Genomic DNA, 13,446 nt, shown 5'->3' with positions numbered 1-13,446 from the left:
CCTTGCCCCTGACCCCGCGCGAACACGACCGGAAGTACGGCGAGCTCGACCATGTCATCCGCGCCCACCTGGGTCGCAGCGCCGATGACAAGGAGCCGCTGGCCGCGTACCTGCGGCACACCTGGCGCACCCGTCCCTGGGCGATCCCGGTCGCCGAGCAGCAGCTGCGTGAGTACGCCGACAACCCGCCGGGCCGGCTCCGGCTGCGCCTCGGCGAGTACTACCCCGTACCGGACGTCGGCCTGCCCGACCCGGAGATCCAGGCGTGGCTGGTCAGCCTCGCGGACCGGCTGAAGGAGAGCGTCGAGACGGGTCAGGCCCCGCCGCCCGCCACGCCGCAGACCCGGTGGGAGTGGCACGCCCGCTTCCCCGAGCTCGCCCAGTTCCTCGGCGGCTGGTTCTCGCAGGACATGCCGGACGAGTTCGAGGACCACGACGCCGCGGTCCAGGACTATCTGGACACGACCGACAGCGGGCTGGTCGCCCAGCTGACGGGCGAGCTCCACGACCTGCTCACCCTCCCGCTGGACGAGCCGGACTACGCGCTCGCCCTGGAGGAACTCGGCATGGAGGTCGACCCGCCGGCTCCGTACGCCCCCGGCGGCTGGCTGGTGGTGCTGGCCGAGCAGCTACGCCACCCCTGACTCAGGCGTCGAGGACCTGGCCCTCGCGCTTCACGACGGGCGGTTCGACGGACCACGGGAAGTTGATCCACTCGTCGGTCTTCTTCCACACGTACTCGCACTTCACGAGGGAGTGCGACTTCTCGTAGATGACGGCGGAGCGGACCTCGGCGACGTGGTCGACGCAGAAGTCGTGGACGAGCTTGAGCGTCTTGCCGGTGTCGGCGACGTCGTCGGCGATGAGCACCTTCTTGTCGCTGAAGTCGATGGCGTTCGGGACGGGCGAGAGCATGACGGGCATCTCGAGCGTGGTCCCGACGCCGGTGTAGAACTCGACGTTCACGAGGTGGATGTTCTTGCAGTCGAGGGCATAGGCCAGACCGCCGGCGACGAAGACGCCGCCGCGAGCGATGGAAAGAACGATGTCGGGCTCGTAGCCGTCGTCCGCGATGGTCTGTGCGAGCTCGCGGATCGCGCGCCCGAAGCCCTCGTAGGTGAGGTTCTCCCGTACGTCACTCATTGCTGTCACACCTGGGTCCGATGGAAGTTCATGTACGAACGGGAGGCCGTCGGCCCCCGCTGTCCCTGGTAGCGCGAGCCGTACCGCTCACTGCCGTACGGGAACTCGGCGGGCGAGCTCAGCCGGAACATGCACAGCTGCCCGATCTTCATCCCCGGCCACAGCTTGATCGGCAGGGTGGCGAGGTTCGACAGCTCCAGCGTCACGTGCCCGGAGAAGCCGGGGTCGATGAACCCGGCGGTGGAGTGCGTGACGAGCCCGAGCCGCCCGAGGGAGCTCTTCCCTTCGAGCCTCGACGCGATGTCGTCCGGCAGCGTGATGACCTCGTAGGTCGAGGCGAGCACGAACTCGCCGGGGTGCAGGATGAACGCCTCGTCCCCCTCGGGCTCGACCTCGCGCGTCAGGTCGAGCTGCTCGACGGCGGGGTCGATGTGGGGGTACCGGTGGTTCTCGAACACCCGGAAGAAGCGGTCAAGCCTCACGTCGATGCTCGAGGGCTGCACCATGGATTCGTCGTACGGGTCGATACGCACCCGTCCGGCATCGATCTCGGCCCGGATGTCCTTGTCTGAGAGAAGCACGCCCCCACGATACGCAGAGGGCGCGGACCTGCCCCAATCGGGAAGACTCCGCGCCCCGGACACCAGTCAGCGCCGCTCAAGCTCCACGGGCACCGCATGCCGCAACCGCGCACACCGTGGACACCGAATGAGCCGCCCCGGCCCGATCCGCCCGGCCCCGAGCTGCTGCAACGGGAACGAAGCGGTAGTGAACACGTGCCCTTCGGCACAACGGACGACGGTGCGCTCCATCGAACCCATCAAGTCCCTTCCCCGACAAGTGGTGGACGAGACAGCCACATTAGGGGATCAACGGGACAGCACTCCAGGCGGCACTCCGTCACGGGGAGGTACGCCTCGACTTCGGCATGGGGTACAGTGTCCGAGTCTGCGGTACCGATCATCGGCCCGCTGCGCGGATGTAGTTTAATGGTAGAACATGAGCTTCCCAAGCTTATAGCGCGGGTTCGATTCCCGTCATCCGCTCTTGAACGAAGGCCCAGGTCAACGACCTGGGCCTTCGTTTTATCCAGGGCAATTCAGGTGTCGCGCTACCTTCACACCGCCACCATCCGAGGTGCGCACCAGAACCTGGACCTGCTCTCGCGGGGCGTGGTGGAAACGGCCGGGGAGGCGCGACGGCTCCTCAGCCGGCGTAGTCGCGGATGACCATCCGTGCCAGCGCGCTCCGGGCGGGCGTCAGTTCGTCCGCTACCGCCGCCAGGCGCTCGTCTCCGCAGACCACCCCTGCTGGGTGGGACCCGCTCGCGGCCACGCACCGCCGCCGCAGATGTGTCGGCGGATGAGTGTCGTCCACGCTGTGGCCACGGCGGGCGGAAACCCTCCGCAATCGCTCGTATTCGTGCGCTGGTACCGCCCCCATTCGCTCGGCCATCCGCCCCCACAGGTCCTGCTCGGCGAGCGCCCTGGCTTCCCGGCCAGCCGCTCCGCCTCGCATCTGAGCAGCCACCGCCTCCCGTCGCAGCTCTGCTTCGGCCGACCGGCACAGCAGCAGCCGGTCCATCAAAGCGACGGCGGCCTCGGTTGACCCTGCTCGTGCCGCACTCACATCGGCCAGGTATTCGGCCCGCTGCGACGCTCGCAACGTCAGGAGGTCCAGTACGGTCACCGCCCCCAGAACCAGGCATCGGGGCAGGAAGGTCGTGGCGTTCACGAATCGGTCCATCAGCCCCTCCGGCTCGGACGGTGCCAGGAAGTAGAGCCACAGGTGCAGCGAGCGCAGTGCACCGCTGGTGACTGCTCCGTGGCGGATGTCGCCGTGGGCGAAGTGCCCGAGCTCGTGACCCAGCAAAGCCGCGCGTTCCTGCGGATTGAGCATTTCCCAAAGCCCAAGCCCCAGGTACAGCACACGCCGCCTGCGCAGACCGTACGTGGTGACCGCGGCGTTGGCACTGGCATCGACGACCACGGTGTCCACCCCGGTCGTTCCAGCCACAGCGCCGACCTCGTCGATCATTGCGAACAGCTTCGGCGCGTCGGCGCGGTTCATCGTCAACGCGTCCTTGGGCAAGCGCCCGAACCGCGGTCGCAGCACTGCCGCGACCGCGAGGAGCAGCACACCCACGACAGGCAGAGCACCGGTATCCCACCCGAGCACAACGAGCATGACTCCGGCGACTGCGAGGAAGACGGTGAGCCCATGGACGAACATCGAGAGCGTCAGCGCGAGAACAGCAGCGGCGTCACGCCCAGGCCGTGCGACCCCGGCCCCCTCCATCTCACTGGCCAGCTCCTGCCCGTACCGATGCGCGAGCCGATGCCGCGCCGCCGCGATCCGTCCGGGCTCTGGATCAGGAGCCCCCGGATCCACGTTCCAGTCGCAGGAGGCACACCATTGCACGTACTTGCCGTCCACAGGCAGCAAGGCCGAGCACTCGGGGCACTCTCTGGAGGCCAAAGCGGTCCCCGCCCGCACGTCAGCGCTGGAATCCATGTTTCCTCCCCACACTGCGGCCCCTCCCCAGGACCTGCGGCAGGGAGGATATCCGGCTCGTGGGCGCGGGCCGGCCGGGTGGTTCCCCGACCCGAAACCGAGTTCCTGGGGGCTTAGCCCGCCGGATCGACCCGGCCCCCTTACCCGCTCTGCTGTACGCCGGTCCCGCGATGCCTACAGCATCGACGCCTCCTCCGACCTCGGGGGCGTGCCACAACGTGCCAGTAGGGGCGGTAAACAGCGGTCACCAAGGGGTCAGACGGAGCAGCCAGGACGAGGCCATCGCCGCACGTTTTCGCAGGTCAGACGCTGCGCAGAAGGTCAAGTGCCGGGTGATTCCCAAGCATATAGCGCGGGTTCGATTCCCGTCATCCGCTCCATAGCAAAGCCCCAGGTCAGAGACCCGGGGCTTTCTTGTTGGCAGACGAGTCTCGCTGCCCGCACGCCCTTCGGTCCCGCGAGATGGGGCACGCGAAGGGCACGAACCCCGCATTGTCTCGCCCGAGGTCCCGCACGAGCCCTCTGATCTGCGCCTAAGCCGCCATTACCACCGCTGCAGCCCGGTAAAGGCTATGAGCCGGGGGCTCCCTGGACCGGAATCACCCGACCGCCTCCCCCTCCTGCGGAATAATCAAGGCATGGCAGCCACGCCCAGCGTCCCCGAGCTCCGCCGCACCAGATTCGCCCGGCGGCTTCCTGGCGAGCTCTCGGAGCTCGCCGGCCCCGCCCACGGGCACATCGACCTTCCGCTGCACCTCGCGTGGTCCGGCCTGTCCCGGTTCGATCTCGACCGGCCCCGATTGCGGATGAGCTGTTACCGGATCGTCCTGGCCGAGGGACAGCACGACGACCTGGTCCAGTACCTGAACCAGGAGCTTCTCACCGCTATGTGGCCTGTCTTGCGCACGTTGATCAGCCGGGACATCCGTGACGTCTGGGAGAACGCCTTCAACGAACTGACCCCCGACGCCCAGGCTGCTGCGTGAATCTCACGGAACTGCACCGGCGGCTCCTCGCGGACGTCCTCGCCGTGGGCGACGTCTATCCGCTCGTGCTCACGGGCGGCTACGCCGTCCAGGCGCACGGACTCGTCAACCGGCTCAGCAAGGACCTCGATGTCGCCACCGAGAACCCGGAGCCGATGGAGAAGATCGCCGCCACCGTGCGCGCCGGGCTGGAACAACGCGGCTGGCAGGTACGGGGGTTGGAAACCGACCCGCTGTCCGCGCGGCTGATCGTCACCGACACCACCACCGGCGAGGAGTGCGAGGTCGATGTCCTCAAGGAAGCACTCTGGCGTCCGCCTGTGAAGACCGAGCATGGCCTGGTGCTCTCGCTGGAGGACGTGGTCGGCACGAAGGTCCGCGCGCTGGCGGACCGGGGCCTGGCACGTGACCTGATCGACGTCCGGGCGGCCGCTGACCGCTGGAGTCACGCCGAGCTCGAAGAGCTCGGCCGCCGCCACGCCCGCGACAGTTTCGACCTCTCTGATCTTCAGGCGCGGCTCGCCGGGGCGGACTGGATCGACGACACCGAATTCGCCGCGTACGGACTCGACGACCACCAGACCATTGAGCTGCGCCAGTGGGCTCAGGAGTGGGCCGATGACATCGCCGAGAGACTTCAGGAAGCGGAAGGCCCGCCCGACGACTGATCGCCTGGCACCGAACACGCCGAGGAAGCGGCGCGTCCCGCGGCAGCCGGCGTGCCCGAGCCGGATGCGACGGGCACTTGGCGTGCGCCGAGCGATTCTCCTTCGACTCGTGTCGTGTCCGCACGCGTTGCTGTCCCGACAGCGGCAGCGCAGTCTGAAGGTGGAAGCCTCGTGTCGTGAGGTGACGCCATGAACCGCCGCATTCATGTGGGGGCGCTTTCGCTGCTGCTGACCGCACTGCTGGGCATGAGTGGCTGTGAGGGCGGCGAGTCGACGCCCGCGCGCAACGCCACCACGGTGACCGAGACCGTGACTGAACCGGCGACGCCACCGCCACCGCCCACAGCGCCGGCGCCCGACCCGACGAGCCCGGAGCCCGTGTCTCCACGGCCGACGAATCCGCCGACGACCGCCGACGCGTCAGCCGTCGTCCGCGCGTATTTCGCTGCCATCAACGCGCAGGACTACCGACGGGCCTGGGACCTCGGGGGCAAGAACCTCTCGGGCTCCTACTCGGCCTTCGCCGATGGGTTCGCCGCTACCGCCCACGACACGGTTCACATCCTCGGCACAACCGGCGACACCGTCTCCGTAAGGCTGGAGGCCGCGCAGGCCGACGGCTCGCTGAGGATCTACGAAGGCACCTACACGGTTCGCGGCGGCACGATCGTCGGCGCTGACGTCCACGAGGTGACCGGGCCGGAGCTGCCCCCCACTCCCTACTACGAGGACTGCGACGAGGCACGAGCCGCAGGCGCCGCATCTCTCCTCAAGGGCGAGCCCGGATACGCTCCGCACCTCGACCGAGACGGGGACGGAGTGGCGTGCGAACCATATCCACCATGACGCACACGTTCTCGGCGCGGACCTCCTGCGCGGCGTACCCACCCGCGAACGGCGGCTGCGGTCCAACGGCGGCCGGCGGGGTTTCATCTGTCGCGCCCGTGCCCCAACCGTGCCCTTCAGAGCGATGAACAGCGGTCAATCCAGGTGCGTGGGCGCCGCAACCGCAACCCTCAACGCTGCCGATATCAGCAGGTCAGAACCCCTTTTCGATGCTTGGCGCGCACAGATTCCCAAGCTTATAGCGCGGGTTCGATTCCCGTCATCCGCTCCATAGCAAAGCCCCAGGTCAGCGAGCTGGGGCTTTTGTATTGTCTAGACCTCTCAGCGCTCGCGTGCCATTCGCGTGCCATAAGTACCGTAACGGGGCATCAGATTGGCCTCCCTGGTCAGCGCGCTTCCCGCTTCCTCCATGGCTCACCCACCTGCGGCGGCGACCACACCTGGTCCGAGGTCCAGAACGACCTCGTCGGCGCCGTCATCGCTCCCCTGCCTCCTGGCCGTGCACTACATCGACCCCACCGGCGCCCGCGCCACCTTCGACGAGATCCTCCACCGCCGCACCCGCCGAGGCCGCGAAGCCACACAGCCCGCAAGACACCCGATCAGGACCGTCGCACCCCATCGCCAGCGATCAGGAAAGGCCGGGTCAGCGACGTGCAGCGGTGATCGCTGCAGGCCACCGGCCCGGCCCATTACCAGGAGACGAAGAAGGCCGGACCTTCCTCGACACCTGCCCTGAAGCGGCCGAGACGCCCCGGGGCCTCTGGTCAGCCGGGAGGGACCTCGCTAGCCTCACCCGCAGCAGTGACAGCGTGCGTGCCTTGCGTGTCGGTGACGACGGGGGAGCAATGGACATTGCAGTGATCGCGGAAGGGCCAGACGGGGGCGACCGCCTTCGGTCTCTCCACGAGTGGCTGGCCGACGTAGAGGAGTTACGCGGCAGGGTCGACGGCAGGGAGCGGCCTCCGGAGGCCGGCACGCTGGGGCCGGTGCTCGAGGCGTTGACGGTGGCTCTCGGGCCGGCCGGGGCGGCGACGGCGTTCGCCACCGGTCTCGTCGCCTGGCTCCGGACCCGCCGGGGAGACGTGCACATCAAGGTGACTGTTCCGGATCGCGGTTCGGTCGAGCTGACCGCGAAACGGGTGGCCGAACTCGACGCGGACACGCTGCGGCAGCAGGTGGCCGACGTCATCGACCTGGTGGATCGGCGGGAGGACGGGTCCGAGCCTCGGGAGCTGCCGTGACGGATCTGTCGGGCCCGGGCGTACGGGTCCTGTTGATCGCCACCGCCCACCACGAGGGTCCGCTGCTGTCCTCAGTCCCCTCGGTCGCCACCTCCTTCCAGGATCTGAGAAAGGTCCTGATCGAGCGGTGTGGGGTACGGGACGAAAACCTGCGCCCGCTGCTCGACCCGGCCGACGCGCAGACCATGGCACGGGCCGTCACCGAGGAAGCCCAGCAGGCGGACAGCGTGCTGCTCGTGTGGTTCATCGGGCACGGTCTGCTCGGTCCCGAGGGGGAGCTGTACCTGGCGGCCGGCAGCACCGACCGGCTGACCCCCGGCATGGCGGAGCACCAGGCGCTCTCGTTCTCCTCGCTGCGGCAGGCGCTCGGCGCCAGCCGGGCCTCGTCCGTCGTCGTCGTGCTCGACTGCTGTTTCTCGGGGCGTGCGTCGCTCAGCAGCGGATCGTCCGCCCACTCGTTCGCGATGGCGCCCGTGCACGGGATGTACCTCATGGGGTCCGCGGAACAGCTGGCCCTCGCACCCCCGGACACGAAGCACACCACGTTCACCGGAGCGGTCATCGAGCTGCTGACCGAGGGCGAGCCTCGCGGACTGCCCCAGCTGACCCTGGACGCGGTGTTCGACGGGGTGTTCCGGGTGATGAGCGACCGGCAGGGGCCACTCCCCCGGCGCCAGGCGGGAGACCGTTCGGGACAACTCGTCATCGCGCCGAATCCGGCGGTGGCGGCACAGCCCGAGCCCCCCGACGAGACGGAACCGGCTCAGGGGCGCTGCCCGTATCCGGGCCTGGACGCCTTTGGGGTGGACGACGCCGACGTGTTCTTCGGGCGCGACCGGATGACCGAGCGGCTGCTCGACAGCCTGGAGACGGTCGCCGGTGCCGACGAGCCCGGCCCGCTGGTCCTGGTCGGCCCCTCCGGCTCGGGGAAGTCGTCGCTGCTCAACGCCGGGCTCACGGCCCGGCTGCGCGAGCGGGGGCTGCTCGGGTCCACCTCCTGGCTGCCTCTGCGGCTCACCCCCGGCAGGAGCCCGCTGCAGCGGCTGGCCACGCGGCTCGGCGCGGCGGCTGAGACCGTCGACCTCCTGCGCGAGGATCCCGGCCGGGCGGCCGAGCTGGGCGAACGGCTGGCGGCGGACCGGCCGGAGCAGCGGCTGATCGTACTCGTCGACCAACTGGAGGAGGTCTTCACGCTCTGCACCGCGGCGGAACGCACCGCGTTCCTACGCGCGTTGACCGCGCTCACCCGGCCGTCGGACGAAGGGCGGCCGGGCACCCTGGTGGTGCTCGCGCTCCGGGCGGACTTCTACGGACAGGCCGCAGCGCATCCCGAACTGCTCACCGCGCTGCGCGACACCCAGCTCCTCGTCGAGCCGATGACCACCGACGAACTCCGCGCCGCCATCGAGGGACCGGCGGCAGCCGCCGGTCTCGGGCTCGATGGCGGGCTCGCCGATGTGATCCTGCACGAGTTCGGCGCGACCACCGACGGGCAGCCCGCGGCCGGGGCGCTGCCCCTGCTCTCCCACGTCCTGTGGGCGACATGGACGCGCCGCACCGGATCACGGCTCACCGTCGCCCAGTACCGTGCCACCGGCGGCATCGAGGAGGCCATCAAGACCACCGCGGAGGAGACGTACGAGGCGCTCGACTCGGCGGGCCGCGAAGCCGTCCGGCTCATGCTGCCCCGGCTCGTCCGCGTCGGGGAGGGCTCAGCCGACACCGCCGACCCCGTGGACCGTTCGGAGCTGCTGCACGGACTGCCCGACACCGCCCAGCCCGTGGACCGGTCCGAGCTCCTGTACGGCCTGCCCGACACCAGCGCCGCCCAGGAGGCGATCGACCGGTTCACCCGGGCCCGGCTACTCACCCTCGACCGCGCCACCGTCCGGATCAGCCATGAGGCGCTGCTGCGCACCTGGCCCCGGCTGCGGGAGTGGATCGACGCGGACCGCGACTGGCTGCGCGCCCGTCAGCAACTCGCCGCCGACGCCGCTGCCTGGGAGCGGGCCGGACGGGATTCCTCGCTGCTGTACCGGGGGAACCGGCTGGCCGCCGTACGGGAACGCGCCGCGTCCTCGCCGGCGAGCGCGGTCGAACCGGACTCCGTGCTCGCCGAGTTCCTCGACTCCTCCAAGCGGCGGGAACGCCGGAGTGTCCGCCGGCTCTGGACAACGGTGGCGATCCTCACGGCGCTGGTCCTGCTCGCCGGGACCGGTCTGTTCGGTTCATACGTGTTCCAGCGCCAGGCCGAGCGGGCCTCCGACCGCGACCTCGCCCGGTATCTCTCCGCCGAGGCCGAGGGGCTGCGCTCCCAACAGCCCGGCCTGGCCAAACAGCTCAGCCTGCTCTCGTACCGGATCGACCACGAAGCGGGGCGCGGCGCCCTTCTCAACAGCCGCACCACCCCGGGTGTGATCAACGCGGAGGAGCCCGCCTACGACCTCGCCTACAGCGGCGACGGGCGCATACTCGCGATATCCGTCGGCGACGCGATCGAGTTGCGCTTCCCGGGCGGCTCCACCCGGGTCGCAGCGGGAGTCATCGGCCCGGCCACTGTGAGCCGGGACGGCCGTACCCTCACCGCGGTCACCTACGACGAACACCGGCCGAAGACCGCATGGGTGCGCGTATGGGACCTGTCGAATCCCCGGCACCCGAGGCAGACCGCCGCACCCCAGCTGGACCACGCCGTCCACGCTCTCGCCCTCAGCCCGGACGGCAGGACCCTGTACGGCGGCCTGACGACCGGTGAGATCCGCGTCTGGGACATCGGCGACCGGACCGCGCCCAGGCCGCTGCCCACGCTCCGAGCACATTCCACCCGGGTCGACTCCCTTGCGGTGTCCCCCCGACGTGATCTGCTCGCCAGTATGAGCCTGGACGGCCGGATCCAGCTCTGGAACACGGCCGACCCCCGGCGCCCCAAACCCGTCACCGTCCTCCAGGGGGAGAAGTACGAGCGCACCACCCTGGCCAACCCCAGGCCGCTGCACCGGGTGGCCTTCAACCCCGCCGGACGGATACTCGCGGCACCGGTCACGAAGAAGACCCGCACCGATCTGGCGCTGTGGCGGCTGGACGTGCCGGCCGAGCCCCAGCGCATGGGACCGAAGGGCGGCCCGGCGGACGACTCGGCCGTCCTCTGCAGCGAGGGCATGACGTCCGTGGCGTTCAGCCCGATCCGCGAGTACGCCGTCGGGGCCTGCGGCAGCACCTGGCACACGTGGATCTACGCGAGGAGCGTCGTTCCCGGTGCGATCCTGCCCGGGGCGACGGGGGGCGGTGACGGTTACGGCGATGCGGGAATGGTCATGTTTGATCCCGGAATGCCCCGCAGATTGCTCCAGGCCACTGAACGGGGTGTGCACGTCTCGTACCTCGACAACTCCGCCCAGCTGGGCGCCCAGTCCTTCCTTCCCTCGACGCCCGGAACCGGGGCCCAGTTCGACTACCGGAAGGTCGGCGAGAAATCACTGATCGCTCTTCAGGGAGTCGGCGTGAACTACCTGTGGGACGTGACGGAGCTGCCGGACTCGGCCGTACTCCGGGCCACGACCCGCTCCCCCAGCATGTTCACGGGCTCGGACATCGCCCTCAGCCCCGACGGGCGCCTCCTCGCCGATGTGGAGGTGTTCCAGGGGGAGAAGGCCGACAAGAACGGCAAGAAGCCGGAGTACGTCGGTGTGCGGCTGCGCGACACCGCGGCGCCCCCGAGAAGCGCACCGCTGTCCACCATCGAGGACCTGGACAACGGTGTGCAGGCCATCGCCTTCAGCCCCACCGCCCCCGTCCTGGCCGTGTCCGACATGAACGGCTGGAGGGACGCGAACCACAAGGCACCGGCCGTCAGGATCTACGACATCGCGAACCCCAGGCGTCCGCGGCAGATCGCCCGGATCGAGGCGACGACCACGCATCTGGACTTCTCCCCGGACGGCGAGACGCTCCTCCTCACCGACTCCCCCTTCGCCGACCCCGACGCCCCCCAACCCGCGGCCGACGACGAGCTGGAGGGCTGGGACCTCACCGACCCGGCGTACCCCGAGCAACGATGGGCCCGCCCCGTTCCAGGCGGAACCGGCTCGCTGAACGTCGCGTTCCGGCCGGACGGCAAGCTGCTTGCGATGTCCGACGGCGCGGGCACGCTGAGGCTGTGGCGCTTCGAGGGGAACCGGCTCACCAACGAGCTCTCCCGCCTGCGCGTGGGCCGCTACGTCAGCCCGGTCGCCTTCAGCCCCGACGGAACCCACCTCGCCCTGCTGGGGCAGAACCCCTTGGACGAGTTCGACAGGCGCCCCGAGATCTGGGACGTGACCGACCCGAAGGCCCCCGAGAGGCAGTACTACCTGCCTCCGTCGAACTCAGGCGACGTCTATGCGCTCCGGTTCAGCCCGGACGGCGAATTCCTGGCCCTCGTCAGGGCGTCCGCCGGTATCGAACTGTGGGATACCCACCCGGAACGGGACATCGACGACCTCTGTGCATCGGCCGGCGACCCCATCAACGCCCAGCAGTGGAAGCAGTACCTGCCGGACCGCCCCTACCAGCCGCCCTGCCGGTAGTCCCGACCGCGCGCACACGCCCGTCCCACAGCCGTCCCCGCTCCGTCCTGGGATCTTCGAGATCACCTCGGGACGCCCTTTGGTGCGGACAGGGGGGCGCCCTCAACTACCTCTACGGGCCGCGTCGTCACGGGCCCCCTCATTCACTGGGCGATCACGCAACGATTCCTGGGGTCCTTTCGAGACTGCGATACTCGGCCACCATCAACCAACGGGGGGATAACGTGCTGACCTGGTTCGTGCGCATATCGGGCATGCTCGCCTACGTTGCGGCAGCGCTGCTGGGCCTGTGGGTGTCGGGGCTGCCGGCCGGCGTCGTGCTGCCCGCACCCGGGCTCGTGGCCATGGCCTGGGTCGTGGTCGCCCTGGTCTGGCTGCGGGTCGTCGCGCTCTGGCTCTGGTGGTCCGACGACAACTACTTCTGGTTCCCGGCTCACTGGTTCCACGCGGAGAAGTCGGGCGCACGGGCCGTGTCCCTGAAGAAGGGCGCCGACAGCGTACGTCGGCAGCGGCCCGGTGTTCTGCGGCGAATGACGGCGTACGGGTACGAGAGCGTGCCCTGGGTGTACCTTCGGCAGGCCGCCGTCTGGCTGCTGGTCCTGGTCTCCTTCGTGGCGCTGAGCGCGCTCGGCGAATCGCACGCGTCGCAGCACATCCGCTCACTGGTCCACGCCGGAGTCGCGTACTCGACAGCCACGGTTTCGGGGGTCGTCGACGTCACAGAGATGCGCGACGACGAGGACATGGTGACGGGCTACCACGCCACACTGCTCCTGGCCCTGCCCGATGGCAGCCAGGTCAGCTCGCAGGGTGCCTCCACCGAGGGCAAACCGAAGCCGGGCAGCCGGGTCGAGGTGCTCTGGGCACCCACCGCGACGGAGTTGGGCGGCATCGTGGCAGAGGGCGAACCACTCGAGCGCCACCTGGACCGCGAGTGGGGTCTCACGCCGTACGGGGCGGCCGGCGCGGCGTTCGCCCTGCTGTTCGTACTGGCGTGCATGCTCCCGATATCCGTGGGCGCGGAGGCCGACAGCCTCCAGGAGCTGGCGTGGTCCCCGGTCGCACAGACCATGCACGCCACTGCCGTCACGGGCATTCTGCTAGCCGCCCTGCCGTACTTGTCGGGCACGTTCTCCGATGGCAGCCTGCAACTCGTGGTGGCCTGCTTCGGCCTGTTGGCCTTGTACATCGCCATGCCGATCCGGGCGATTCTCGTCTGACCGACGGCCGACGTCTGTCCTGCCTGCGTCCGGGCGGACTCCGCGGCCGGCCGACCCTCGGCGATGCCGGCGACCGCTGCGGGCAGGGGACGCAGGAAAGACCAGCACGGCGGTGTACGCGACGTCGCCGCCCGTGCCCTATCCGTGCCCGGAAGAGCGGCGAACGACGGTCGACAGAAGCGCCGAACGACCGCCACATCAGGCCGCCCGGATGCCATAACGCCAGGTCAGGCGGCATATGGACGCCCGAAGCACCGGTG

General features: G+C 69.5%; 10 protein-coding genes and 1 tRNA gene. 8 read left to right on the top strand and 3 right to left on the bottom strand.

Annotated elements, in window-relative coordinates:
* The first annotated feature begins 2 nt into the window (after window positions 1-2).
* Window positions 3-644: a contact-dependent growth inhibition system immunity protein gene (locus ACFV9D_RS19295; RefSeq protein ID WP_385147159.1), complete on the top strand. Its 642-nt coding sequence runs from the start codon at window positions 3-5 to the stop codon at window positions 642-644.
* Window position 645: 1 nt separating this feature from the next.
* Here ACFV9D_RS19295 and ACFV9D_RS19290 read toward each other — a convergent pair whose 3' ends face one another.
* Both ACFV9D_RS19290 and dcd read right to left on the bottom strand, forming a co-directional pair.
* Complete coding sequence (locus tag ACFV9D_RS19290; RefSeq protein ID WP_385147156.1) at window positions 646-1,143, bottom strand: phosphoribosyltransferase; 498 nt, start codon at window positions 1,141-1,143, stop codon at window positions 646-648.
* Window positions 1,144-1,148: 5 nt separating this feature from the next.
* On the bottom strand, window positions 1,149-1,724 hold the full coding sequence (dcd, locus tag ACFV9D_RS19285; RefSeq protein ID WP_030690788.1) for a dCTP deaminase: 576 nt from the start codon (window positions 1,722-1,724) through the stop codon (window positions 1,149-1,151).
* Between the two features lie 394 nt (window positions 1,725-2,118).
* Here dcd and ACFV9D_RS19280 point away from each other — a divergent pair.
* Window positions 2,119-2,189 (top strand) — tRNA-Gly (locus ACFV9D_RS19280).
* Between the two features lie 160 nt (window positions 2,190-2,349).
* Here the strand turns inward: ACFV9D_RS19280 and ACFV9D_RS19275 are convergent.
* A complete protein-coding gene (locus ACFV9D_RS19275; protein WP_385147153.1) occupies window positions 2,350-3,657 on the bottom strand; it encodes a M48 family metalloprotease in 1,308 nt (435 codons plus the stop codon).
* Window positions 3,658-4,295: 638 nt separating this feature from the next.
* On the opposite strand from ACFV9D_RS19275, the gene ACFV9D_RS19270 reads away from it, so the two are divergent.
* The 6 genes from ACFV9D_RS19270 (at window position 4,296) to ACFV9D_RS19245 (ending at window position 13,186) form a co-directional block, all read left to right on the top strand.
* Window positions 4,296-4,643, top strand: coding sequence for a transcriptional regulator (locus tag ACFV9D_RS19270; RefSeq protein WP_385147150.1), 348 nt, complete (start codon window positions 4,296-4,298; stop codon window positions 4,641-4,643).
* Window positions 4,640-5,311: a nucleotidyl transferase AbiEii/AbiGii toxin family protein gene (locus ACFV9D_RS19265; RefSeq protein WP_385147147.1), complete on the top strand. Its 672-nt coding sequence runs from the start codon at window positions 4,640-4,642 to the stop codon at window positions 5,309-5,311. The genes ACFV9D_RS19270 and ACFV9D_RS19265 overlap by 4 nt, the downstream gene beginning before the upstream one ends.
* A gap of 189 nt (window positions 5,312-5,500) precedes the next feature.
* A complete protein-coding gene (locus tag ACFV9D_RS19260) occupies window positions 5,501-6,157 on the top strand; it encodes an excalibur calcium-binding domain-containing protein (RefSeq protein ID WP_385147144.1) in 657 nt (218 codons plus the stop codon).
* A gap of 848 nt (window positions 6,158-7,005) precedes the next feature.
* Window positions 7,006-7,401, top strand: a complete 396-nt coding sequence (locus ACFV9D_RS19255; RefSeq protein ID WP_385147302.1) for a hypothetical protein — start codon at window positions 7,006-7,008, stop codon at window positions 7,399-7,401.
* On the top strand, window positions 7,398-11,966 hold the full coding sequence (locus ACFV9D_RS19250; RefSeq protein ID WP_385147141.1) for an AAA family ATPase: 4,569 nt from the start codon (window positions 7,398-7,400) through the stop codon (window positions 11,964-11,966). Before ACFV9D_RS19255 ends, ACFV9D_RS19250 begins: the two co-directional genes overlap by 4 nt.
* A gap of 224 nt (window positions 11,967-12,190) precedes the next feature.
* Window positions 12,191-13,186, top strand: coding sequence for a hypothetical protein (locus tag ACFV9D_RS19245; protein WP_385147138.1), 996 nt, complete (start codon window positions 12,191-12,193; stop codon window positions 13,184-13,186).
* The last annotated feature ends 260 nt before the right edge of the window (window positions 13,187-13,446 follow it).

This window comes from Streptomyces sp. NPDC059875, from assembly GCF_042731085.1.
GTDB lineage: Bacteria > Actinomycetota > Actinomycetes > Streptomycetales > Streptomycetaceae > Streptomyces.
The sequence above is the reverse complement of the archived record's forward strand: the minus strand, read 5'-3'. Positions and strand labels throughout refer to the sequence as shown.

Bases quoted from the DNA above. Each gene is read 5' to 3' on its own strand.
- ACFV9D_RS19260 (WP_385147144.1), top strand. From the start codon at position 5,501: ATGAACCGCCGCATTCATGTGGGGGCGCTTTCGCTGCTGCTGACCGCA.
- ACFV9D_RS19255 (WP_385147302.1), top strand. From the start codon at position 7,006: ATGGACATTGCAGTGATCGCGGAAGGGCCAGACGGGGGCGACCGCCTT.
- ACFV9D_RS19290 (WP_385147156.1), bottom strand. From the start codon at position 1,143: ATGAGTGACGTACGGGAGAACCTCACCTACGAGGGCTTCGGGCGCGCG.
- ACFV9D_RS19275 (WP_385147153.1), bottom strand. From the start codon at position 3,657: ATGGATTCCAGCGCTGACGTGCGGGCGGGGACCGCTTTGGCCTCCAGA.
- ACFV9D_RS19270 (WP_385147150.1), top strand. From the start codon at position 4,296: ATGGCAGCCACGCCCAGCGTCCCCGAGCTCCGCCGCACCAGATTCGCC.